We start from the raw sequence: 25,460 nt of genomic DNA on the forward strand, positions 1-25,460 counted from the left end.
AGGATGACGGGAGATTGTTTTATGATCAGCCCGGTCAGCCCCACTAAAACTTCGCAAATTTCAATCTTAAGCTATTACTCACTACAGATATAGAACTTAACGCCATAGCCGCTCCTGCGATCATCGGGTTTAACAAAAACCCATTAACCGGATACAATACCCCTGCCGCAATTGGAATTCCTATAAGATTGTAAATAAACGCCCAGAACAGGTTTTGTTTAATCGTCCTAACTGTTTTCCTGGACAATTTCAAAGCCTTCGGCACCTGCAAAAGATCTGAAGATATCAGCGTAATCTTTGCCACATCTATAGCAATATCGGAACCTCTACCCATCGCTATCGACACGTTTGATTGCGCCAATGCCTGGCTGTCGTTTATCCCATCGCCTATCATGGCAACCACTTTACCCTCGGCTTGCAGTTTCTTAACAAACTCAGCCTTATCAGATGGCAATACCTCTGCTGCAAAGTTTTCTATCCCCGCAGCCGCAGCCACCGCAGCAGCAGTTTCTTTATTATCGCCGGTAAGCATATAAACCTCAATACCTTGTTTAATAAGTTTCGAAACCGCTTCTTTTGAGCCTTTCTTTATCTGATCAGCAATTGATACTACTGCCAGGACCTGGGTTTCATTGGCAAAATAAATTACCGTTTGTGCGTTGTCTTGCAACACTTTAGACTGACCTCTTAATTCACTGGATATAACCTGATTATGATCAGATAATATTTTATGGCTTCCTGCCCAATACTTCTTACCGCTGTAAACTGCTGATACACCCTTACCCGTTAAGCTGTCGAAATCTGTAACGCCAGCAGGCTTTACACTATCCTTTTTAAGGTGATTAAAAATTGCTTCGGCCAATGGATGCTCAGAGCGTTGCTCCATAGCCGCAAACACCTGTTTTAACACATCTGCATTTTCAGGTAAAGAACCGGCCCAGTGTATAGAGGTAACTTCTGGTTTGCCTTCTGTGATGGTTCCGGTTTTATCTAAAACGATGGCGTTTACTTTGTAACCAAGTTCAAGCGCTTCGGCATCTTTAATTAAAATACCGCTTTCTGCACCTTTCCCTATTCCAACCATAATTGCGGTTGGTGTTGCCAGCCCTAACGCACAAGGACAAGCAATCACCAATACAGTAACCATAGCTAACAATCCCTGTGTAAAGGCATGTTCGCCGCCAAATAACAACCACACACCCAGTGTAATGATAGCAATCAGCATCACTATAGGTACAAATATTCCCGCTACCTTATCAACCAGTTTTTGAACCGGCGCTTTAGAGCCCTGGGCTTCCTGTACCAGCTGAATAATGTGTGCCAACATGGTTTCGCTACCCACTTTTTCCGCTATAAAACGGAAGCTGCCTTTTTGATTGATGGTGCCTGCGAAAACATTATCGTCTTTTTGTTTAGACACTGCCACAGGTTCACCGGTAATCATGCTTTCATCTACAAATGAATTTCCCTCGTATACTTTACCATCCACCGGGATTTTCTCTCCTGATCTGACCAATAGTTTGTCGCCCGCTTTTACATCAGCAACTTTAATTTCTTTTTCGCCATCATCCGTAATCAGCATTACCGTTTTGGGCTGTAACCCAATCAGTTTCTTAATGGCAGATGAAGTATTGGATTTAGCACGTTCTTCGAGTAGCTTGCCGAGCATGATAAACACGATAACTACAGCAGCGGCTTCGTAATAAACATGCGGATGCACGTCCCTTTGGTGCCAAAACTCGGGATAAAAAGTATTAAACAGACTAAAAATAAAGGCGATACCGGTACTTAATGCAACCAGCGTATCCATATTTGCCCTGCTGTGTTTTGCTTGTTTAAAGGCGTTTATAAAGAAGTTTTTACCAAAGTAGAAAACTACCGGGGCCGATAAAACCAGCATAATGTAATTGGCGTAAGGCATATCCATGAAAAGCATGCCTATTACTACTACAGGTATGGTTAATATTCCTGCTGCAATTATTCTCTTTTTTAACGCTTTATAATTGTCGGCCTGTGCTTGCTCTTGTTTTTCGTTTCCTTTCTCTGTATCCAGAATTAAGTCGTAGCCTATCGATTGAACAACCTTTTGCATTCCCTCTGGTTGGATCACACCTGCATCATAGGTTACTTTTACTTTTTGGGTAGCATAATTTACCTCAGCTTGTTTTACACCGGTTTGTGCGCCTATCATAGATTCTACACTTACCGCACAACTGGCACAAGTCATCCCCAGAACGGGAAAAGAAGTGGTTTCTATATTTTCTTGTAATGCCATAATCTTTCTGTTATTTACATTACAAAGGTACCATGTCCGGGGCTCCTAGGGGTTACATAATATGGAGTTTAATTTATATAATTCAGATTATATCCTCATTTATCCCCTTTTTAAATGAATCACATATATGATAAATTCAATCTACTGACGTTATAACAGTATGAAGAAAGTTTTTGCTATTATATCCCTGTTCTCTATTATTTGCTCCTATGAATTATTTGCCCAGACCGGTTTCGAACAGCTGATCAACGCTGGGCCTGCCGATGCCACAAAACTGGTAGATGCTTATTCGAAGTCTCTTTTTAAGGGCTTTGGATTGGGCATGAACAGTGGATGGACAAACAGTGCTCAGACCCTGGGATTGTACCATGTTGACCTACGCGTTACCGGAACGGCTGTAATAGTGCCTTCTTCGGCTAAATCATTCAACGTTACCCAGATCGGTTTGTCCAGTAACTTGCGTCCAGCTGATCCCAACAGCGTCATGGCACCTTCATTTAGTGGCAACACCAAGTCTAACGGTCCTTTAATGGATGTTTATGATGAGAACAATAACAAACTGATTTCTTTTGAATTGCCCAGTGGAATGCTGGAGGATTATGTACCTACACCTCAGCTCCAGTTAACGATAGGCCTGTTTGCCAATACCGATGTCACTATTCGGGCAGCACCAAGGTTCAGAATTGGCCGAAAAATAGGTTCGGTTTCTCTAATTGGTTTTGGAATCAAACATAATTTTATGCGTGATTTGTCTAAGGATGAAAAAGATGTGCCTTTTGATCTCGCTTTGGCCTTCAGTTACAATAATCTGAAATATAAGAAATCACTCAGTCTTCAGCCAATTGAGAATTCAGTACCACAAGACAACGAACAGTCTACGGACTTTTCCGGACAAGAAATTTTTGGGAACTTTAATAACTATCTATTCCAGGCATTGATATCCAAACAGTTTTCAGTGTTCACTCCCTATCTGTCTTTAGGCTACAATGTATCAAGCGCAGACATGGGACTGAGCGGAAACTATCCGATAATAAACGGATTTAACGGTGATCAAATTACTTATAAAACATTTTCTAATCCTGTAAGGATTGAGAGAACCTACCTAAAAGATTTTCGTGTTGATGCAGGTTTTCAGGTTAAGCTGCCTGTCATAAGTATTTATGCCTCTTATGGTATTTCTGGAAATTATGGTATTGCCAATGCAGGCATTGGTATCGGCTTTTAATGTATTTTATTTACATAATTTGGAATTGGTGTGACGAAAAGCAGGCTATCAAATAACTACTTTTGTAGCATGACGCAAAAAAGATATCTGTTCTTAATTTTAATACTTGGTTCACTCACCGCTCTCGGCCCTTTTTCTATCGACATGTACCTGCCGGGTTTTAAGGCCATAGCCAAAGACCTGAATACCACCGAAGCGAGGGTGGCATGGTCATTATCAAGCTATTTTATAGGTATCTCCGCTGGTCAGTTGCTTTATGGGCCATTGTTAGATCGTTTTGGAAGGAAGAAACCTCTATTTATTGGTTTACTGGTATATATTTTGGCAGCTGCCGGCTGTGCGCTGGTTAAAGATATTGACTCGTTTATTGTATTGAGGTTTATTCAGGCAATTGGAAGCTGTGCGGCTACTGTTGCATCGGTTGCTATGGTTCGAGATTTGTTTCCTGTTAGTGAAAACGCCAAGGTATTTGCCTTATTGATGCTTGTGCTGAGTGTTTCGCCTATGATTGCCCCTACTGTTGGCGGGTATGTAACGGTGGCTTTTGGCTGGCATACGGTGTTTTTGATTTTACTAGGCTTAGGCTTGTTTAATTTAATAGCCAGCTGGCTTTGGCTGCCCGAAAGTTATAAGCCGGATACTACCATGTCTTTAAAACCCAAACCTATAATAAGCAACTTTATAGCGGTGTTACGTGAACCTCAGTTTTACACTTATGCGTTTACCGGAGCTATGGCATTTGCTGGTTTGTTTGTATACATTACCAGTTCTCCTATCCTTTTTATGTCACTATTTAAAGTGAAAGAAGAGACTTATGGATGGATCTTTGCCTTTCTTTCTGTAGGATTTATTGGCGCCAGCCAGGTTAATACATTGATGCTAAGGAAATATAAAAGCGAGCAACTGATCTTTGCTGCTTTAATTGGACAGGTTATTATCGTAATCGTGTTTTTGATTGGCAGTGTTAATGATTGGTTCGGCCTTGCCGAAACTATTGGTTTTCTCTTTTTATTCTTATGCTGTTTAGGGGTAGCTAACCCGAATGCGCTAGCACTTTCGCTTGCTCCTTTCTCTAAAAATGCGGGTAGTGCCTCTGCTTTAATGGGCGCACTTCAAATGGGATTAGGTGCATTGGCCTCGGCATGTATTGGCTTTTTTGAACAAACATCGGCTGTGCCAATGGTTTTAATTATGACAGTAACATCTGTGATTGCACTTACTGTTCTAACTGTTGGAAGAAGAAATATTGTGACAGCGCCAGCGAGTAACTAAAGCGATCGTTATGCTATATTAAATGGCGTCATCTCGACGATAGGAGATCTCTTGAAATAGCATAACCAAGGGATTTCTCCTATCGAGACGAGAGTGGTCGAAGGACGGTAGCTTCCTTGCGGCGGCCACTATTTTTTTTTCCCCCTACGTAGGGGTATAAGTTAGTCATGTTGTCTTACTCTAAAACAAGACAACAATGAACATCAAATCTTTTATAACAGCATCAGTATTATTAGCTATCTGCCTGGGTGCAAATGCACAAAATCAAATGCCAGGGAAAATGCATATTGGTATCGTGTATCCTTTAAGTACTAACGGAACCCATGCCCCTTTAGATACCAATAACCTTTCTTTTAACCTGCTTGGCGGTGTATCTGCAGCTGAACGTGGTTTGGCATTTGCAGGGCTTTCGAATGTGGTATTACATGATGCCAAAGGATTCCTGTTTGCAGGATTTTCTAATCATGTGATCAAAAATGCAGACGGCGGACAATTTGCAGGTTTCCTGAACACTTATGGTGGTGGCGATGGTTTTGCTTTTGCTGGCTTCGCTAACATATCATCAGAAAATGTAAAGGGTGCTCAATTTGCTGGTTTCGCCAACATTGCTAAGGAAATGAATGGTGCCCAGTTTGCTGGCTTCGGCAATGTGGCCAAAGCGGGAACAGCATCTCAGTTTGCCGGTTTCATCAATATAGCAAAAGATGTGAAAGGCTCTCAAATTGCAGGTTTCATAAATATTGCGAAAAAGGTTAAAGGAGCCCAGATAGCCGGCTTTATAAACATCGCAGAGAGCAGTGATTTCCCGATAGGTATTGTAAACATTATAAAAAACGGCGAGAAAAGTATCGGTGTAAGCACCAACGACAACCTGACCACCATGCTAACCTTCAGATCGGGAGGCAGAGTGCTTTATGGTATTTTAGGTGTTGGATACAACTTTAAAAATGACAAAGAAGTATATGCAGTTGAAGCCGGTTTGGGGGCTCATTTTTTCCAATCAAATCGCTTTAGACTGAACACAGAATTATCGGCAACTACCTTAGAGAGCTTTAAACACGGAGAATATTTTAACGCTTCATTCCGTGTATTGCCTGCCTTAAGGATCGCCAAATTTCTGGAGATCTATGGTGGTCCGTCTCTTAACTACGTAAACACCAATACGGTTGAGGGTAAAGATTTAAACAAACACTACATTTCTAAATGGGACAACAAAGAAAACGACTTCCAGGGATTGTATGTAGGCTATACAGGGGGTATTCAGGTAATCTTTTAACCTGATGCAACCTTAAATTAAAACTAACAATCATCATTTATAACACACAAAAACCAAACTACTATGAGAAACCTATTATTGTACGTTTACATCAGTCTGCTTTTTATCTCTTGTTCGAAAGACAGACTAACGGCCAGCGGTGATAAAATCACAAAGGAACGTAACCCCGGCAGCTTTACTGGTATAAATGCAAGTGGATCCAATCCTGTCCATGTGGTTTATGGCGCCGATTTCAAGGTGGTACTTAAAGGATCTGACAACTTGATCCCTCACTTTAAAACCAAGGTAATGAGCAGCGTATTGTATCTGGAATATGAGCGCACAAGTGTACTGCACGACGATATCGAGGTATTTATTACCATGCCTTTGATAGACCGCGTTTCGTTAAGCGGTAGTGGAGAAGTTGAAATAAAAGGCCGATTTCCTGACGTGGATACTTTTAGAGCCTCTCTTAGCGGATCTGGAGAAATTGAGGTAGACGAAACCTTTAATGCAAGACAGGCAAAAGTAGATATTTCAGGTTCTGGAAATGTCGATTTGGAGAAACTAAACGCTAAAAATGCCGACATAGACATATCTGGAAGTGGCAATGTGAAGATTAAAGTTCAGGATGTGTTAAAGGCTGCAATAAGCGGCAGCGGCAATGTACACTACTTGGGTACTCCACAAGTTAATTCCGACATCAATGGTTCTGGAAAAGTAATTAAATTTTAAAAACTACGGTCATGGCTTCACTTCAATCAATTTGGCAAAACTTCATCTCTATATTCGGAGCAGCAAGAATTCCGATTAATGACATCCATCAGTTAGAGAAAAGTGCCCCTGACTTACTGATATATGCATTGCCGTTGGTGTTCTTTTGCACGGCTTTGGAATGTGGATTTTCTCACTTTGCTGAACATAAAAGCTATGAAAAGAAAGAAACCATAGGCTCGCTTTTTATTGGTCTTGGAAATTTAGCCGTTAACCTTTTAATGAAAGCAATATTGCTTTATGGAGCAGTGTGGATCTACAATGTTATGCCATGGCGCATACATTTGAACTGGTGGACCTTGATTCCGTGTTTTATCATTTACGATTGCTGCAGTTATTGGTCGCACCGTATATCACATTTCAACAGGTTCTTTTGGGCAACACATGTAGTACACCACTCGGCCGAGCATTACAATTTAACGGTGGCTTTCAGACAAAGCTGGGTGCAGCATTTTAAAACTGTGTTTTTTATACCGGTGGCTTTAATGGGTTTTAACCCGGTTATATTCTTTGTTGCCAGTCAACTGAGCACGTTATATCAGTTTTGGGTACATACCGAAGCCATTGGAAAATTACATCCTTTTATTGAAAAATATTTTGGTACGCCATCTAACCACAGGGTGCATCACGGCAGTCAGGAGAAATACCTCGACAAGAATTTCGGTGCTACTTTTATGATCTGGGACCATTTGTTTGGCACTTTTCAATACGAAGAAGAAAAGCCTGTGTATGGCCTTACTACTCCTGTAGACAATAAAACGAATCCTTTTATTTTGAACTTTCATGAGTACAGGGACATGATTAAGGATGTAAAGCAGAGTGATGGAATGAAGGAAATGCTTTTCTTCATTTTTGCCAGTCCGGGTAAGATTTACAGACACAAACTTGCCAATATTGAGAAGGCCGATAAAGCTCCGGTTTTAGATAAAGCAACCTACCTTAAAAACAAGGGAATAAAGGTTTTAAAATTTGCAGGTATGTTGCTGGTGATTATTTTATTGCTTAGTGAGTCGTTAGATGTTTTAAGCCAGCCTTTAAAGAAAGCAGTTGAGGCTGAAACCTCGGCCCTGCCTACTCCTATAGGAGAAAACCTGTTGTTTTTTCTGCAGAGAAACCCGGATGCCAATACCGTAATTTATGAGCTTAACTTCAAAAGCGAAGGCGTTCTTGATCGTGAAAATCCGGTTAAAGGATCATGGATCAGGTATGCAGAACAAGGCAAATACAAAGAACTAACCGGTATTGAGCGCAGGTTTGCCTATGGGCTTAAGTGTAAGGCATTGGAGAATGGCGAATTTGAGATCAGACTGGTTGCGTATAAAAAGCTCCCATTGTACCTTAAAAGGTCTGAAATTGATAACAAGTACAAAATTTATATAAAGGATGAGGGTAAAGATTTATTACTAAAACGGGTTTTTGTAAGGGTAAATGGTGGTTCGTTCTGGTTCCCAAAAGTGGAGTACATTGATTTGATAACAGTGAATAGCGCTTCGGGGATTGAGTTTTTAAAGCGGATTGAGATTTAGGGGTGGGTGTGAGAACGCCTAGGCTAACCTCTTGGTCATCCTGAATTTATTTCAGGACCCCGGAAGCGCTATTCCGCCTTTCTGGTGAGAGATCCTGAAACAAATTCAGAATGGCGATCGCCTTAGCAGCATGACCAGGCCGAAAAAAACTAATATATTTGAACAGACCAGCAATAAATTAAAGTAGTAAGAAACAAACCAGTGATAAATCAAAAAACCACCCTTCTGCATCAATATGATGATAAGGCATTTGAACAAATGTTCAAGGCGCATTATAAAGAGCTTCACTCCTATGCCAACGTTATGCTTAGGGATGAAGACACTGCGGAAGAAATTGTGCAATCTATGTTTCTTAAATTCTGGGAAAAGAGAGAATTATTAAATGTACAGACTTCAATAAAAGCATATCTATATAAATGTGTTTATAACGATAGCTTAAACTACCTTAAACACCAAAAAGTTAAAATGAAATACCAGGATTTTGCAACATATACCATGAATGATCATTATGAAGCTGCATCATCAAGAGTAGAGCTCACTGAGCTTCAATATAAGCTGCAGGAGGCATTAAATGAATTACCTGAACATTGCAGAACCATTTTCCAGATGAGCAGGTTTGAGGAATTAAAATATAGAGAGATAGCCGAGCAACTGGACCTTTCTATCAAAACAGTAGAAAACCAGATGGGCAAAGCTTTAAAGATATTGCGTTTGAAACTGGCCGATTTCATCACGCTCATTTTACCAGGCATAATCATGTATTACAAGGATTTTTTTTAATTAAGAGGAACAGATGACCGAGGAAATATTGATAAAGTTTCTTTTAAAAGAAACAAGTGAAGAAGAAAGTATTGCTGTAAAAAAATGGCTGGATGAGGCTACCTCTAACAGGGCCGAGTTTACCCAGCTGGAAAAAATCTGGACTGCAAGTAAAAGTTTAAGTACTACTAGCAATGTTAATGAAGAACAGGCATGGATAAAATTCAAAGCAAGAACTGCATCGGGATCAAATGAGGCTATAGTGCGACCAATTAAACAAAATTTCGGGTGGTTAAAAATTGCCGCAGTATTGGTTTTATTGGCCGGAGCATGGATGATGTACAATGTATTTGGTCCTGCAAATTATACAGATCTTGTGGCCAGTAATAAGGTGATCGTTGAACACCTTCCTGACGGATCGGAAGTAACTTTGAATAAAAATTCGCAGATCAGCTACGTTACAGATTTTAAAGACGACCGCAGTGTGAGGCTTAAAAAAGGTGATGTATTTTTTAATGTAGCGCACGATAAATCAAAACCGTTTGTAATAAAGATTAATAAAGTATCGGTAACGGTTGTTGGTACTTCCTTTAACGTGAAATACTTAAAAGGAGAAACTGAAGTAATTGTAGAGACAGGTATTGTAAAGGTGAGCAACGGCAATGAAATGGTAGAACTGCATAAAGGAGAAAAAGTTTTGATTAAAGAAGTATCGCCTAAATTGATTAAAGAGCAGAATACAGACCAGTTGTATAGCTATTACCGCAGCGGAAAGTTTGTGTTCTATAAAACGCCTCTTTGGAAGGTAGTAGAGGTTTTAAATGAGGCTTATGATGTGCATATCGTTATACAAGATCCTTCCATTGCTAATGAAACACTTAATACTACGTTTGAAGAGGCTAATCAATTAGATAAGAACCTGGAGTACATTAAAGATACTATGCAGAATTTAAAAATAGATCGTAACGATGGACAGATCACACTGTCTAAAATTAAATAATGAGATTAAAAATAATCATAGCCCTATTATTATTTATAACCGGATATTGCAAGGCCCAGTCTTCAGTAACCAATTACCTGCGTAATTTGGACAGAAGGGTTGATCTGGATATAAAACAACAACCGATTTCTGAGGTACTCAATAAAATGAGTAAGGCAGGCGATTTCTATTTCTCGTACACAGGCTCTTTATTTAAGCAGGACAGTATAATAAACCTGAAGGTGAAGGGTATGCAGGTTAGAGATATACTTGATCGCTTATTTAACGGAAAAGTGGATTATAAAGAAACCGGGCAGTACATTATACTTCGCTATGCGGCCAATCACCTGACTATTGAACCTGAAAACATTACCAGCGCAGATAAATTGTACATCATTAGCGGATATGTTATTGATACGGAAACGGGCAAAAAAATAAAACAGGCGAGTGTTTACGAAAAGCGTTTACTCCAATCGACACTTACGGATAACGAGGGTTATTTCAGACTTCGCTTTAAGGGTGACCATACTGATGTGACGTTAACGGCCAGTAAAGATACCTACAGGGATACTTCGCTGGTTTTTCTGGCCGATATTACGGTTAAGCCGGAGGGTTATAAAGAGGAAGATTCTGAGCAGGGCAGTGAGTTTTTCAACTCTATTGAGAACTCGGGAATCAGCAGGTTCTTTATCACCTCAAAACAAAGAATGCAGAGTTTAAATATTCCTGATTTCTTTGCAAACACGCCCTTTCAAGCTTCACTTACACCTGGTTTAAGTACACATGGGATAATGAGTTCACAGGTGATAAATAAAGTATCACTGAATATTTTAGGTGGTTATACTGCAGGAACAGATGGCGTTGAGGTAGCCGGTGTATTTAACATTACCAAAGGAAACGTAAAGAAGTTGCAGGTGGCCGGTGTGTTTAATGGCGTTGGTGGCTCTGTTGATGGCGTACAGGTAGCTGGAGCACTTAATGATGTAAGAACGAGTGTTAAAGGTGTGCAGGTTGCTGGCTTGCTTAACCACGTAAAAGAGAAGGCCGAGGGTTTTCAGATTGCTGGATTTGGTAATGTGGTATCTAAAGACATGATGGGCATGCAGATTGCCGGATTTGGGAACCTTACATCTAAAAACTTTAAGGGTATGCAGATTGCAGGTTTTGGTAACATGGCTTCGCAGCAAATGAAAGGAATTCAGATTGCAGGTTTCCTTAATTACGCTAAGGAAATGGATGGTTTACAGATTGGTATCGTAAATATTGCGGGTAAATCGGATGGCTATAGCATAGGTCTTGTTAACTATGTGCATCATGGTTATCATAAGCTTAGTTTTTCTACCAATGAAACTATAAATGCCAATGTTTCCTTTAAAATGGGGAATGCGAAATTATACAACATCATATTGGTTGGAAAAAACTTTGCCGATTCTGCCAATATTCAAACTGCGGGTTTAGGCTTTGGCCACGACTTTATATTTAGCAACAGATTCTCTGTAGCTGCCGAGATAACCTCTCAATATTTATATCTGGGCAATTGGGATTATTCAAACTTCCTGCACAGGTTCCAGACCAACCTCCAAATTCAGTTGGTTAAAGGTATAACAGTGTTTGGTGGCCCTGTCTATTCTATCTATAATACAGATGCCCCGGAAGGTTCAAGCGGTAAAGGCTACAAACAAAATATTGCCCCTGCAAAGCATGACTACATTAGCAAAAGGTCTAAAGGCTGGATTGGCTGGAATGTGGGGATTACCATTATGTAGTGGTTAGCATTTTTACCACTTCAGCCACACCTGCGGTTGCTGTTTTTTCTATTTTAACTATGTTTTTATAATGATCTACCTCGGGTATTTTAGGATCAACTATGTATTTAACGGTGGTACGCGGAACAAAATTTATTAATCCTGCTGCCGGATAAACAGCCAGAGAAGTCCCTATCAACATAAAAACATGGGCCTTTGAGCAAATGGAAGTAGCAGGCCCTATCATGGGTACATCCTCTCCGAACCAAACTACATGAGGTCTTAGTTGCGAACCAAGTTCGCAGTAGTCCCCTGTTTTAAGCTCCCATCCGTTTACCGGATAAGTTAAGTTGGGGTTTAGATCTGATTGTGAGCGGGTAATTACGCCGTGTAAATGGGTAACCTTTGTTGATCCGGCACGCTCATGTAAATCATCTATGTTTTGAGTAATGATGTGTACGTCGAAAAATTCTTCAAGGTCTGCAAGGGCTTTGTGAGCAGCGTTTGGTTGCGCTTGAAGCACCTGCATCCTTCTTTGGTTATAGAAGTCCTGTACCATCGCAGGATTGCGTTTCCAGGCCTCTGGTGTGGCTACATCGTAAACGTTGTATCCTTCCCAAAGTCCATCGGTGTCCCTGAAGGTTTTTAAACCGCTTTCAGCACTAATGCCGGCGCCGGTTAATACGACAAGTTTTCTTTTCATAAGCCTTGTTTAGCTTTTGAGTTAGCTGTCTGGTTAAAGCGATTGTCCTGAGGAGCTGCTAATAAAAAAGCTGTTCTAAAAAAAGAACAGCCTTCAACATAACTTTCAATACAATATTAATATCATAGATACCTTAATTACAATTATACCGATGTATTTGCTGATAAACTTAAACGCGGATACTTCGCTCTTAATACCTCAAATGCACCGAACATAATGGTACTGTAAGCAAGTGTTCCGTAAAGGAATAATTTCTCGTAAGGTATTGCCGCTCCTAAGCACTTAATGTATCCTGCCAAGGTTGGTTCGTACAACCCCGGAAAATACATCACGCCAATATCGGCAACGATCCAGTGTACCAGAACCCCCAATGCAGATGCGCCTAGGAAACTCAATACCGTTACTTTCCTGATGATCAGCTTGGCAACCAGAACCATTAGCACAAATGCGATATAGGTCCAGTACCAGCCTGCATAAAAGAAGCCATAACCAGATGTTTTTGCGATGAAAATATCGCTTAACAACAAAAGCAACAGCGGAAATCCGAAGGCTTTGTAATTGTTATTAAAATATGCTCCTCCAAATAAGGCTATCGCCCCCACGGCAGAGAAATTTGCAATTTCTTTGAAATTATCTGAAAGTGGAGCAGCAACACGAATGAGGCTGATCACAACAATAATTAGCAAAAGAATGGCAGTACGTGGATTGAATTTAAATTCAGACATATTTTTAAGATTATAACACAAAGTTATATTATTTCTATGGTATAAAAAAACAAGGTATTTATTATGAAAACCGTTATATTTTAATGAAACACAAACATTGCCGGGAAATAATATCCCTGGTAAGGAATCTTTTTAACTAAGTTACCCGATGCGGCGTCGTAAAAGTAAATGTTGTTTACGCCATAATTGGCTCCATATCCGTCCTGGACTGTTGTGGTTACGATCTGGTTTGTTTTAGCATAATAACCAAGGTTCTTTTTGTAGAATGACTGTTTATCAGGAGTGGTTATAAATGGCTGATCAAGTGATGTCTTATTTCCTTCTATATATCTGTACAGCATTTTACCGCCACCAAATCCCGGCGACTTTAGAAGGAAAATCGTGTTTTCCTTAGTAGATGCAATTATAGGTGATGAAAACCAGGCAGACCATGTGCTTACAGGTGTAAAAGGCAATTCTACACTATCGGCAGCTAAGGTTAATGGATCAGAGTTATACAGGAATTTTCCTTTTGTATACCATACTTTATTGTTTGGCGTTTGTGCAAAACCCAGTGAAACATCTTTTATTTTTTTGGCTACACTAAGGTCTGCAGCATTGTAGATTACCGCTCCCTCTGATTGAGAAAGGGTATAAACGTATTTTCCTGCTTTAAGCATATCTCCTGTTTGGCCACCGGTTCGGGCGAGTTGTGCAGGTGCATCGTAAGTTTTAAGGTTAACTTTAAAGATGCCTTTGCTGCTACTTAAAAGACCATTATTTTCATCCAGACCAATAAAAGCACGCCAATCGCTTTGAGGCGATGCAGGGATACGGCCAACTTCCTTAAGTGTCGTAGCGTCAGCCACTACAACAGGGCCACCTATTTTACTTACTACATATAGATTTTTATTGAATATGGTTGCAAACTGAATGGTTGAGCTTTTGGGTTCAAAGTCTTTTCCAGGGTTTTCTTTCTGAAAAACGCTGTCTTTTAATGTGCCTGAAACGGCGTCGAAAAAGGTTACTGAACCTGTACCATGGCCATACCAGCCCTCGTTGATCACAAAGAATCCGTCTTCGAATTTCCCTTGTTCAGGTTGTTGAATTTCCTGGTTGCTGTCTTTTTTACAAGCAAATAGCGTTCCGGCTAATACTGTAAGTAAAAGCGATTTTTTAAAACTAAAGTTGTTCATTTATTTGTTTTGATTTTTTTGGAGCGGCTTATTATAAAATTGATTTAATTATTAATTGGGGGAATTATTTAGCCAGATTTAAGTCGGCAACACCTATTATTTCGGTCGACAGTTCGCCTAACCAGCCAAGATCTGCCTGGATACCGGTTTGGATTTTGATAAAATCTATACCGGCAAGATGTACCGCTTTACCATCTTTATCAATGGCATTTGCAATATCTATATTGTCGACACCTACCTTGTTATCGGCATATCCAAATTCAAATGGTGCACTGGTAATGTATGTTGGCGTTTCAGGTTTAATCCCCGAGGAAGGCAGCAATGTGCCTTTAAGTGTATATTCGTTACCCTCTATCCATGATGGAAATGCCTGTGAAGTAGCTCCTGAAATGGTCACTACACCAGTTTTTCCTTTATTATCTTTCCATGATACACTGCCACCTGTGCTTGGTTTTGTATAGGTTACCTCGTAATCGCGAACATATCCTTCTTGGCCAAACTCACTTCCTTTGAGCTCATACCAGGTATCATCCGGTCTGCCGTTTCCATTCTCGTCCTGCATTACCCAAACTACTCCCGGTTCTGCCCAGTTTGACTGAGCGTTGCCATAAATAACAATGTCGTCTTTCTGATTTTCATTGATCACCGTATGGTCGAAACCGAGTACAATATATCCACCCCAGGCACCCAGAGATACGATACCCTGTCTACCCTCGATGCTTTTTGCGCCCTCTGGAGTTCCTAACGATTTGTTGGTGAATTGCCCTGGAGCTGGTAAATATTCAAATACTTTGGTTACGTAATTATTGCTTCCCGGATTTGAGGGCACTGTTGGGATGCCCACATTAACCACATATTTATAGTTAAAAGAGCCACTGCTATTTGTAGCAGTGTACTCTATGTTATATATACCTGCTTTTAGCGGCGTAAAATCGTAAGTTGAGGTAGTACTGGTAACCTCGCCTTCTAATTTCCATTCCTGATCATAAACCTTGTCGTTGACATTAAAAGCTGAAAATGCGATCTTTTCATTGACCTTGCCGTTTATAGGGCTATCTTCAATTTTCATTTTAACCACAGGAGCCTGCTCTGCATCCTCGTCTTTTGTACAGGCAGACAGAGCACTAATGCTCAATAAGGCGAAAAGTAGGTAATATTTAATGTTCATAACGGGTTTACTTAAGGAATACAATATCGTTATTTATAGTTGTAATTGAATACCGCACATTGAGGTAAAGCACCTGTAACAATTTCAAATTTCTTTTTACCATCAGCACCAAAACCAAAAAACTTGCCTGTTGGAGCATAACCGTTTGCGTCCCCAACATATACGTCGTTATCCAGCGCATTTACAGTAACGCCATAAGGGGTTGTAATTGCAGTCTGATCTGTAACAAAATTTCCATTAAGTGCGCCGGTCGATATATCGAATGTTTTAACATGTGGGTCGTTAAAGTCACCAATAACAAAGCCTTTTGTTCCGGTAATATTTAAATATTCAAGACCCACTTCGTTAGAACTAATTTTTTTATCTGTTACACTACTCAATTTAACCAGTTGAGCCGGAACATCGGCATAGTTTCCTTTTACTACTGTAAACAGATCACCATTGGCAGTTGCTGCAATTTTTGTTGGATTAAGACCCACATTGATATCAAGTTTTTTTGTGAATGTACTTAGGTCAACCACAGAAACGGATGAATTGTTGGGATTAGGATACCAAACATGATTAGAATTGGTTACATATAGTTTGCCATTTACTACAGCCAGACCTTCTAGTACACCACCAACTGCAATTCTCGACTCTATGGTTAAAGTAGCAGTATCAATTTTGCTGATATAACCATCGTAACTAGATACATAAGCTTTGTTTTTGTAGAATGCTACATAGCGAGGCATAAAATCTTTATTATCATCAAAGAAAGGGATTCTTTTAATAGATTTTCCTGTTGCAATGTTAATGACCTCAACATGTGCATCTTTGTTCGTGTCCCTTGCTCCTGTAACTACACAATACATTTTGCTGCCGTATTGTTTTAAATCACTGGCATCAGTCCCCAAAGGAATAGCGTTTTGCAGCTGAAAATAGTTCTGGGTTAGCTTTTTTGTAGCAATTTCATAATAAGTAATAGAGCTATTGTTCGTCTGGCCAAAAGCGCCTTCGCACAATACATATATACCGGCTGTAGAAACTGGCCTATCATTTATTACAGGGAGCCTGTCTTTTTTACAGGATGCTAATCCTAAAACACTGCCAAGGATTGCGAACAATGCTGGCTTTCTATAGTTTAGTACTGGTTTATTCATGATTATTGTTTTTATATATTTTTATTAATATCCGTAGTTGAATACTGCGTGTTGTGGTAAGGGACCGGTTGCAAATTCAAACTTCTTTTTACCATCAGCACCGAAGCAAAATGCTTTTCCTTCTGTTGCATAATTTTTATCATCTCCGATGTAAACTTCGTTACCTACCGGATTAAAGGTTATTCCGTAAATGCTCCCGATAATGGTCTCGTCTGTAATAAACTCCTTACCCATTATACCAGTACCTACATCAAGTGGTTTTATAGACGTCCCCCAATTCAGACTTAAATAGGTAGTATTTCCTCCTATAGCTAATGCCCCTGCGCTGTATTCGTAGTTACCTGTAACCTTGTCTGTTGTGCTATTAATACGTGTTAGACCAGGTGCTATGTCGCCATAATTACCCCATGAAATCACCAATAAATCCCCATTTCCTGCTGCTGCAATTCTAACCGGATTATGGATAACTTCGATATCCTGTGTTTTTGTAAAAGTGGTCAGATCCACAACAGAAACTACATCCTTTTTGCCGTCGGGATGAATCGGATGATCTGAATTGCTAACATAGATTTTATTATTTACGACAGCTAGCCCTTCAAGTGCCCCACCCACTGCAACTCTTGAGTCAATGGCTAAAGTTGCTGTGTCTACACGGGTAATTTTTCCGTCATAACCAGACACATAAGCTTTATTTTTGTTAAAAGCTACATAACGTGGTATATACTCACCTTCGGCATCAAAAAAGGGAATTCTTTTTAATGATTTTCCTGTAGCAACTTCTATAACTTCCAGATATGAATTTTTACCCCCTTGTATTCCTGAAACTACACAGTACATTTTACTGCCGTAGCGCTGTAAATCATTTGCGGTTTCGCCCAATGCGTATCCGTTTACTTTTTTAAAGTAATCTTTCTCTGAATCGCCTGTTTTAATATTGTAATAGGAGATCGCACCATTATTATTATTCATGGTGCCTTCGCACAACATATAAACGCCAATGGTTTCTTTTGGCATTAAAGCCTCTGGCTCATCGCCACCGTTAACTTTATCTTTTTTACAAGCGATGGTTAGCGCCATAAACCCGCCTAAAAAACAAAGTATGAGTTTGTTATAATTCATCTTATAGATAGTTACTTAATTTATATTTAAATCAGCGGCACCCCCTACTTCTGTAGATATTTCGCCAAGTAAAGTGTTTCCTTTTTCATTTTGACCCGTGTATACTTTTACAAAATCGACAGCAGTAAGATTTACTTGGTTGCCGTTTTTATCTACTGCCCAAGATAGATCGAATGCGTTGTAACGTTTGTTATCATAATCATCGCCGGTTGAATAGCTATCTGTATATCCCCATTCGAATGCGAGATTTACAAAAATGCTCCCTAATTTACCCCATGTAGATTTCAGCAAAGTTCCTTTAAATTTGATGCTATCCTGATTTGCAGCGAAAAGTGGATAATAGTTATGGTTATGAAATCCGTTTACCTCGACACTTCCCGTTTTACCTTGATTGTCTTTCCAGGTTACATTTGCTGTTGCTTTGGGGTTATAATAAGTGATTTCATAGTTTTTAATTGTTGTGGCGGCAGTATGCTCACTTCCTGCCAGTTCATACCATTCATCGTCAGGTAAATCGTTTCCATTTTTATCCTGACTAACCTGAACAATGCCTGGCTCAGACCATTGTTGTATTGGGCCTAAAGGATTTCCATAAATAGCCAGGTCATTTCCATCTTTATTAATTATAGAGTGATCAAAACCAAAGGTAATGAAGCCACCAAAGCCTCCCAAAGATACCAGACTGGTGTTCTTAACATCCCCTATAGTTTTTTGTGCACTTTCCGGGCTACCTGTTAAAGAGTTTATAAATTGACCAGGAGCCGGCTCATATTCATAGATTTTAGTGATAAATTTACTGCTTGTACTTGTTATTGGGCGTGGAATGTAAGTATCCCTATTAACATCTTCGTCCTTTGAACAGGAGCTTAAACACAACTGCAAAAGTAAAACTGCTGAAAGACCAAGAATTGCATTTTGATTGAACTTCATTTTTAATTTAGATATGGTTATTTATATACAAATGCAAAGTGAGCAGGAATATCTCCGGTATTGACCGACCATTTCTTTTTCCCGCGGGGATCGAAACAGTAAAGTGTGCCTGGCGAAACATAATTTTTAGCATCGGTAACCAGAACTTCCCTGGTAATGGGATGCACGGCTATTCCATAAGGAATGGCAATTGATTTCTCCGTTCCGTCTGTAATGAACTTCTGATCGAGTATTACTTCGTCTTTTACGTTGAGCATACCGTAGGTTATCGTGTATTTTGCTTCGTTATAGTTCCATTCTGAACCATAGTAATAAGCGATATCTCCATCAATAGCAAGGTTGTTTACCGCGATGTCAAAGGTCTTTTTTACCTGATCTGTTTTTGTGTCTATTACAAACATTTTTGAAGGGATATCAAAGTAATTCCCCCTTGAGGTTACATAAAGGTCACCATACCTGTCAGCCTTTATTCTGTGTAAATTGATGGCTACATCAATCTGTTTGGTGACAGAAAATGTATTCAGGTCTACGACAGAAACGGTTCTTTCGTATTTCTGAGGACTATAACCGCCTGAATTTGCCACATAAAGCTTTTGGCCAACAATAGCCATTTCTTCGGGCTGCCGGCCAACATTTACTCTTTTTATTTCTGTTAAAGAGCTGGTATCAATTTGAGCTACAATCCCCAATGGGGCATTCGGATCTCCTACTGTACCAAGGTACGCACTCACATAAGCTTTGCCTTCGTTAAATGTGATATACCGACAATTGGTAATGTTAATTTGTTTAATCCGTTTACCGGTTTTAACATCCAAAACCTCAATTTTATTGGATACATTAACGACTACATATAGTTTGGAACCATAAACACCTATATCATTACCAACATCACCTAATCCCTTTACGATTTCAGGGTTTACCTCATTATAAATGTTTCTTCTGTAAATTCCGGTAGTATAATCAAGGTAATCTAAAGATGCCTTGTTCATATTCATATTGCCCTCGTTCACGATATAAAATCCTTTAACCTGAGCGGATGGATCAGGAGGCAAAAGGGTTTCTTGTTGTTCAGGTACCGGTTTAAGGTCTTTACGACAAGAAACCGTAAGTCCTATTGCGGTAATTAGAAGTACTAAACTAATGGCATTAAGTAATTTATTCGTTTTCATAAGTGCTAATAGTTATAGGTTAATCCAAAACGATAATAGCGACCGGGCATAGGGAAGTTCGTAATCACTTCATAATCCTGATTCAGCAGGTTATTGATTTCTGCGGTGAGGCGAACTTCTCGGCTATTTATTTTTGTGTTGCAATGCAAGGCTAAATCGTGAGTATACCATGGCTGCACATAGTTGTATACGTTATTTGTACTTTGATTATAACGTTCTCCGGTATAAATGAAGCTGTAATTCATTGAGAAATTTCTATACACTGCGCTTGCTAAAAAAGACCCGCTATGAATTGGGGTGTAAGGAATTAAATCCTTATAGCTTGCTGAGGCTTTATCTGCATCTATTGCCTTTTGATAAGTATAGCTAAGACCTGTTGTAAAGTTGATGTAATCGGTAAGCTGCCATGCAGTTTGGATGTTCACATCTAGCCCCTTGATTTCTACAAGCCCCAGGTTCTGCATACTCCATCTTGCCTGACTGTTGCCTGGCACGGCAACTATCTTGTTTTTAACTTTGTTATAATAGGCATCTGCCTGTATCGAAAACTGGCTCAACATCCTACCCCGGTACCCTTTTATATAAGTAAACCCTAAATCGTATTGTTTGGTATACTCGGGTTTTAAAACGGTAAATCCGTAATTGGTGTAATAAAGGTCATTAAAGGTTGGCATACGGAAAATGCTTTTATAAAACGAACGCAGCCTAAACTCTTTCTGGTTAAAGGGCTGCCATGACAACATAACAGTTGGTGTCAGTTCGTTTCTATTTTTATCTGCCGGCCCGCTTTGAGTCTTATCGTACTTAAGGGTGCTTAGTAAGTTGGCCTGAATGTCAAATTTAGCAAAGCGAAACTGGGTAGCCAAAGCCGTTAAAATAGTGTTTCTTACCGGATATGAAAAACGATAAAGGTCTGCGTTTAAATCGTTCCGCTGATAATCTGTAGACAATACTACATCCCAGTAATTGGTAATTTTCAACTTATTAGCCAGTGATACATATATTTCCTGTAGATGAAAATTGTTTTCCTGTAACCCATCAATCGTTACGATATCCGGGTTTAGGTAACGTTGACTGTCATTTCCATATTTGGCTGTTGCCAGCAAACTGTACTTTCCTACATTCTTTTCATAGGAAGATTGGGCGAAAAAGTTCTTATTCCACATCCGTTGTGAAAATGCAAACACGTTGTTGACCACTGCACCCGGCAAGCCCTGGTTGTCTTTATAACCGTATAGTTTTACTTTCCACTTACTACTGTCGGGCAATACTCCGTTTAATCCCAGCTCTAACCTCATGGTTTCAATATCGCCATCCTTTCTTACCGCTGTAGTATCGTATACCCCATTGGTAGACCGGAATTTATATTTGCCATTGGCATTTTTATACTCGGCACTTAGGGTGCCATAAATATTGTTACTTATTTTGCTTTGCCACAATAAAGATGGATTTATAAGGCCGAATGACCCTGCTTTTACTGATGCACGAATTTTTTGGGTTCTGCCGTCCGGGAAATCCGGTTGTTTTGAAGTAAGATATAATGAGCTTGCTGAGGCAAAACCTTTTGCAGATTGAAAAATAGCGCTCTTTTGTCCGTTATATAGTTCTATCTCCTCGATATTATCCAATGAAAATTTACCAAGATCTACCTGGCCGTTCTGTGCATTGCCCAATTGCACCCCGTCATAAAAAACTGCCGTATGGTTTGTTCCCATACTCCGCACATTAATGGTTTTCAGACCACCAATGCCCCCATAGTCTTTAAGCTGCACGCCCGAAAAGAAACGAACGGCATCAGCCACTGAAAGGCTGTTTAGCTTTTCGAGCTCCGCTCCTGATAATATTTGTAAAGGTGTTGAAGAAGTTTGTCTTTTGGTGATCTTTATTTTTCTGATCTGTACCTCTTTAAGCTGATTAACCTTATGTGCAGAATCTGTAGTGTTGCGTTTTATGGAATCAGTTTGGGCAAACGACTGAACAGACGTACACATGCCCAGCCATATAATAGCCAGAAAAGTAAAAAAAATAGACTTTACGCCTGTAAAAGCGTTTTTACTTCTTTTCATTTTGTTGTGAGCTTGTTACCCACAGCAAACAGTTAGATCAAGGAAATGAAATACAATAAACAAGCACTCACTCCAAGCTTCAATCCCCGAAAGCTATGAAATATTACCACTTATGGCAGGTCTTCTGACTTACTTCCGGTTATTCTGCCTTCCCAATCCTTCATCCCTTTTAAAGGACCAGAAAAAGTGGCCTTGATTTGAACACCGTTATGAAGCTTACAGCTGCGGGACAGTTACGGATTTGCACCGTATTCCCTTTTAATCCCGAATAAGCACATCGGGAACCAAAAGCGATGCAAATGTACTTAAATAAATAGCTTGAAGCAAACCTGATTAGCTTTCTATATCAAATCGAACGCTCTGGCATATTGACAGATCTCGTAATAAGAGTGCGTGTTGAGTTTTTGCTTGATGTTTTTTCGATGTGTTTCGACCGTACTGGGTGAAATAAAAAGCTTTTCTGCCGTTTCTGATGAGGATTTACCCAGGGCCATTAGCCCCAAAATTTCACGTTCCCGGGCACTTAATTTTGTAAAATGATGGTAGTTGTTCCGCAGAAAGTTATTCTCTTCGAGCAGCCTGGATGCCTTAACGGTCATGTGGTGCATCGAATCAATTGGCAACGCGATTGTGATAACAAGCAATGGCTTGTTATCCTCGTCCCGGATATAAACCTTTACGCTTGACATGTGCCAGTTCCAGTCGCTTGAATCTGAGAAACGAACCTGCTGAAAAAAAGTACACAGGTGCTCATCATTATTTTGTTCTATCAAACCCAGTATTTTAGGCACATAATCTTTAGCGTCATCTTCGTTGAAATACCTGTTGTAATATTCTTCGGCAGTTATTTTGGTAATGTCCTCCAGGGAAACGCCAAGCTGCTGCAGCCCTCTTTTAGACATCCAGGCAACAGACCAGTCCCTAAGGTCATGCAAAATAACAACACCAGGGAGTTCATCTGCTATTGCAGAAATTTTGGCTATAGCATTATCAATCTTACTTTGGATAAGGGCGTTTTTACTCATATATTGAAAGCATTAATAAAGATTGCAGTTATCATTTAAATATACAAAGTAATAACGTATCACAGGAAACAAAATACCTAAAAACAGGGATTGATTTTGCTGTTTTTTTACGGTCACTTTGCGCGAAAACTAACTTAACGTAAAAACAGCTCGCAATCCTCTTTTATCCTTATATTTATTCCCATTATAATTCTTATTGTGATGATGAAGTTTGTCTCCTTTTTACTTGTTATGGTTAGCCTGAATGCAATGGCTCAGAAAACAGATACTACCTTTATAGCGCAATTGATGGGTAAGCACCCTGATCTTTTTGCAGGAATACTAAACCATCCGCAAAAGAATCAGATTCAGGTTCTTTATACTCAGATTGACAGGGACGCGAAAAATAAGCCTGTTTTTAAAACCTATAGCTATAATTTAGACGACCACAGGTACTTTTACCCCGCAAGTACAGTTAAACTGGCAGCGGTAATTTTTGCACTTGAAAAAGTAAATGAACTTAAAATAGCCGGGTTAACAGCCAAAAGCACTATGATTAGCGATAGCTCCTATACTGCACAAACCAAGGTACTGACCGATAGTACAGCTAAAAATGAATTGCCATCTATTGAACATTACATTAAAAAAATATTACTTACCAGCGATAACGATGCATTTAACCGGCTGTTTGAGTTTATTGGCCGCGCTGAAATTAACAGCAAGCTAAAGAAATACGGTTTTGACAACAGCCGGATCTTAAACCGATTGGCTATAGGTGATGCTGGCGAAACGGCAAAACATACCAACCCTATTAAATTCTACAATGGAGATAAACTGGTGTATAGCCAGGCCGCGCAGTACGATCCTAAAGAATATGTGCTTTCGTTAACAAATACGGTTATGGGTACGGGTTATCTCGACAGCACAGATAAACTGATAAATAAGCCTTTTAACCTCGAAAATAAGAATGCTTTTAGCATTTCGGATCAGCAGACCATGATGAGGAAACTGATATACCCGGAGGCTTTTGCTATTAAGGAACGGTTTAATTTAACCCCTGACGACTATAAACTGATCTATACTTACATGAGCAAATTGCCGACTGAAAGCGACTACCCTGCTTATGACCCTAAAGCATTCTGGCCGACATACGCCAAAATGCTGTACTATGGCAGGGATAAGGATGCTCAAATTGATTCGAACATCAGGATATTTAATAAATATGGCGACTCCTACGGTTTCATTATCGATAATTCGTATTTCGTAGATTTCAAAAACAATATTGAATTCTTTCTTACAGCCGTGGTTCAATCAAATCAGGACGGCATTTTTAACGACAACAAATACGAATATGATACGGTATGCTTTCCTTTTATGAAAAACCTTGGCCAGACGATTTATGCGCATGAGCTGGAAAGGAAACGTAAAACCGTACCTGATCTTAAAAAATTCAGGATGAAGTATAATTAACTATTCTTCATTGAGCAATTGCGCCTTTATATCATCCAGTTTCTTTACTTCTTCTTTTGCCAGAACCGGGAATTTAAGGTTAAGCTTTTTGAGTGTTTCAGCCAGTATATGGCTGATTGCCAATCGTGCATACCATTTCTGATCGGCCGGAATAATATACCATGGAGCGCTTTCTGTGGAGGTTGCAGTTATTGCCTCCTCATAAGCAGTCATGTACTGCTTCCATAATTTACGCTCTGCTATATCTCCCGAAGCAAATTTCCAATTCTTTGCCGGATCATTTATCCTATCCAAAAACCGTTGTTTTTGCTCTTCTTTAGAAACATACAGGAATATTTTTATGATAACGGTTCCATTTTCGTTTAAGTGTTGTTCAAAGTTCCTGATGCTGTCGTAACGCTTTTTCCAGAACGCATTGTCAATCTTTTTTACATCCTGATATCCAGGAATGTTCTCATTAAGCACATATTCGGGATGTACTTTACAAACCAGCACGTTTTCATAATGGGACCGGTTATGAATTCCTATTCTCCCCTTTTCTGGCAGGGCCTTATAATGGCGCCATAGAAAATCGTGGTCATATTCTTCGGAATTCGGAGCTTTAAAACTGTAGACCTGGCAGCCCTGTGGGTTTAAGCCAGACATCACATGCTGTATGGCGCTATCTTTCCCTGCGGCATCCATTGCCTGAAAAATAATCAACACAGAGCGTGTATTTTCTGCATATAGTGTTTCCTGAGCAGCACTTAAGTTAAGTTTAATCTCTTCCAGCCTTTCCTTCCCTTCTTCTTTCTCCAGATTCCCTCTGTAACGGGTATCATAGTTTTTAAGAGATACTTTTTTTCCTGGTGCTGCCAAATACTGTTCTATCTCATCTTTCATAAGCTACATGTTTAGCTAAATATAGAATAAAACTCAGAAAAAGCACTGCAGCATCAAGATGATTTTTATCAAAAAATACATTTCTTTAATCAAATTGGAC

At 39.6% G+C, this 25,460-nt stretch carries 21 protein-coding genes and 1 riboswitch; of the genes, 9 read left to right on the forward strand and 12 right to left on the reverse strand.

Annotated features, from left to right (window positions below):
* Nucleotides 1-43: 43 nt before the first annotated feature.
* A complete protein-coding gene (locus tag AC6CH7_RS24415) occupies nucleotides 44-2,275 on the reverse strand; it encodes a heavy metal translocating P-type ATPase (RefSeq protein ID WP_498265199.1) in 2,232 nt (743 codons plus the stop codon).
* Between the two features lie 160 nt (nucleotides 2,276-2,435).
* Between AC6CH7_RS24415 and AC6CH7_RS24420 the strand changes: the two genes are divergently transcribed.
* The 8 genes from AC6CH7_RS24420 (at nucleotide 2,436) to AC6CH7_RS24455 (ending at nucleotide 11,831) form a co-directional block, all read left to right on the forward strand.
* Nucleotides 2,436-3,500: a DUF6588 family protein gene (locus AC6CH7_RS24420; RefSeq protein ID WP_498265200.1), complete on the forward strand. Its 1,065-nt coding sequence runs from the start codon at nucleotides 2,436-2,438 to the stop codon at nucleotides 3,498-3,500.
* A 69-nt stretch (nucleotides 3,501-3,569) separates the two neighbouring features.
* On the forward strand, nucleotides 3,570-4,772 hold the full coding sequence (locus AC6CH7_RS24425) for a multidrug effflux MFS transporter (protein WP_498265201.1): 1,203 nt from the start codon (nucleotides 3,570-3,572) through the stop codon (nucleotides 4,770-4,772).
* 196 nt (nucleotides 4,773-4,968) lie between these two features.
* Nucleotides 4,969-6,048 carry a hypothetical protein gene (locus AC6CH7_RS24430; protein ID WP_498265202.1) on the forward strand — a complete coding sequence of 360 codons (1,080 nt, stop codon included), beginning with the start codon at nucleotides 4,969-4,971 and terminating at the stop codon, nucleotides 6,046-6,048.
* Between the two features lie 63 nt (nucleotides 6,049-6,111).
* Nucleotides 6,112-6,762: a head GIN domain-containing protein gene (locus AC6CH7_RS24435; RefSeq protein WP_498265203.1), complete on the forward strand. Its 651-nt coding sequence runs from the start codon at nucleotides 6,112-6,114 to the stop codon at nucleotides 6,760-6,762.
* Between the two features lie 11 nt (nucleotides 6,763-6,773).
* Nucleotides 6,774-8,327, forward strand: a complete 1,554-nt coding sequence (locus AC6CH7_RS24440; protein ID WP_498265204.1) for a DUF4833 domain-containing protein — start codon at nucleotides 6,774-6,776, stop codon at nucleotides 8,325-8,327.
* Nucleotides 8,328-8,528: 201 nt separating this feature from the next.
* A complete protein-coding gene (locus tag AC6CH7_RS24445; protein WP_498265205.1) occupies nucleotides 8,529-9,107 on the forward strand; it encodes an RNA polymerase sigma-70 factor in 579 nt (192 codons plus the stop codon).
* Nucleotides 9,108-9,120: 13 nt separating this feature from the next.
* Entirely contained in the window at nucleotides 9,121-10,086 is a 966-nt protein-coding gene (locus AC6CH7_RS24450; RefSeq protein ID WP_498265206.1) for a FecR family protein, read from the forward strand.
* Complete coding sequence (locus AC6CH7_RS24455) at nucleotides 10,086-11,831, forward strand: peptidase associated/transthyretin-like domain-containing protein (RefSeq protein ID WP_498265207.1); 1,746 nt, start codon at nucleotides 10,086-10,088, stop codon at nucleotides 11,829-11,831. The genes AC6CH7_RS24450 and AC6CH7_RS24455 overlap by 1 nt, the downstream gene beginning before the upstream one ends.
* Here AC6CH7_RS24455 and AC6CH7_RS24460 read toward each other — a convergent pair.
* The 10 genes from AC6CH7_RS24460 to AC6CH7_RS24505 form a co-directional block, all read right to left on the reverse strand.
* Nucleotides 11,824-12,513 (reverse strand): SIR2 family NAD-dependent protein deacylase, encoded by a 690-nt coding sequence (locus AC6CH7_RS24460; protein ID WP_498265208.1) that lies wholly within the window; start codon nucleotides 12,511-12,513, stop codon nucleotides 11,824-11,826. The genes AC6CH7_RS24455 and AC6CH7_RS24460 overlap by 8 nt on opposite strands.
* A 143-nt stretch (nucleotides 12,514-12,656) precedes the next feature.
* Entirely contained in the window at nucleotides 12,657-13,238 is a 582-nt protein-coding gene (locus tag AC6CH7_RS24465) for a DUF6580 family putative transport protein (protein WP_498265209.1), read from the reverse strand.
* 80 nt (nucleotides 13,239-13,318) lie between these two features.
* On the reverse strand, nucleotides 13,319-14,413 hold the full coding sequence (locus AC6CH7_RS24470; RefSeq protein WP_498265210.1) for a DUF5074 domain-containing protein: 1,095 nt from the start codon (nucleotides 14,411-14,413) through the stop codon (nucleotides 13,319-13,321).
* A gap of 64 nt (nucleotides 14,414-14,477) precedes the next feature.
* Entirely contained in the window at nucleotides 14,478-15,581 is a 1,104-nt protein-coding gene (locus tag AC6CH7_RS24475) for a cell surface protein (protein WP_498265211.1), read from the reverse strand.
* A gap of 29 nt (nucleotides 15,582-15,610) precedes the next feature.
* Nucleotides 15,611-16,720 (reverse strand): YncE family protein, encoded by a 1,110-nt coding sequence (locus AC6CH7_RS24480; protein WP_498265212.1) that lies wholly within the window; start codon nucleotides 16,718-16,720, stop codon nucleotides 15,611-15,613.
* Between the two features lie 24 nt (nucleotides 16,721-16,744).
* Complete coding sequence (locus AC6CH7_RS24485) at nucleotides 16,745-17,839, reverse strand: YncE family protein (protein ID WP_498265213.1); 1,095 nt, start codon at nucleotides 17,837-17,839, stop codon at nucleotides 16,745-16,747.
* A 15-nt stretch (nucleotides 17,840-17,854) separates the two neighbouring features.
* Nucleotides 17,855-18,769, reverse strand: a complete 915-nt coding sequence (locus tag AC6CH7_RS24490) for a PKD domain-containing protein (RefSeq protein ID WP_498265214.1) — start codon at nucleotides 18,767-18,769, stop codon at nucleotides 17,855-17,857.
* A gap of 17 nt (nucleotides 18,770-18,786) precedes the next feature.
* Nucleotides 18,787-19,938: a YncE family protein gene (locus tag AC6CH7_RS24495; protein ID WP_498265215.1), complete on the reverse strand. Its 1,152-nt coding sequence runs from the start codon at nucleotides 19,936-19,938 to the stop codon at nucleotides 18,787-18,789.
* 5 nt (nucleotides 19,939-19,943) lie between these two features.
* Nucleotides 19,944-22,004: a TonB-dependent receptor gene (locus AC6CH7_RS24500; RefSeq protein ID WP_498265216.1), complete on the reverse strand. Its 2,061-nt coding sequence runs from the start codon at nucleotides 22,002-22,004 to the stop codon at nucleotides 19,944-19,946.
* 97 nt (nucleotides 22,005-22,101) lie between these two features.
* A riboswitch (cobalamin riboswitch) is annotated at nucleotides 22,102-22,308 on the reverse strand.
* Between the two features lie 37 nt (nucleotides 22,309-22,345).
* Nucleotides 22,346-23,029, reverse strand: a complete 684-nt coding sequence (locus AC6CH7_RS24505; protein WP_498265217.1) for a response regulator transcription factor — start codon at nucleotides 23,027-23,029, stop codon at nucleotides 22,346-22,348.
* A gap of 201 nt (nucleotides 23,030-23,230) precedes the next feature.
* Between AC6CH7_RS24505 and AC6CH7_RS24510 the strand changes: the two genes are divergently transcribed.
* On the forward strand, nucleotides 23,231-24,478 hold the full coding sequence (locus AC6CH7_RS24510) for a serine hydrolase (RefSeq protein WP_498265218.1): 1,248 nt from the start codon (nucleotides 23,231-23,233) through the stop codon (nucleotides 24,476-24,478).
* Here the strand turns inward: AC6CH7_RS24510 and AC6CH7_RS24515 are convergent, their stop codons facing one another.
* On the reverse strand, nucleotides 24,479-25,360 hold the full coding sequence (locus AC6CH7_RS24515) for a polyphosphate kinase 2 family protein (RefSeq protein ID WP_498265219.1): 882 nt from the start codon (nucleotides 25,358-25,360) through the stop codon (nucleotides 24,479-24,481). It lies immediately after the preceding gene.
* Between the last annotated feature and the right edge of the window lie 100 nt (nucleotides 25,361-25,460).

The organism is Pedobacter sp. GQ55, assembly GCF_059758925.1.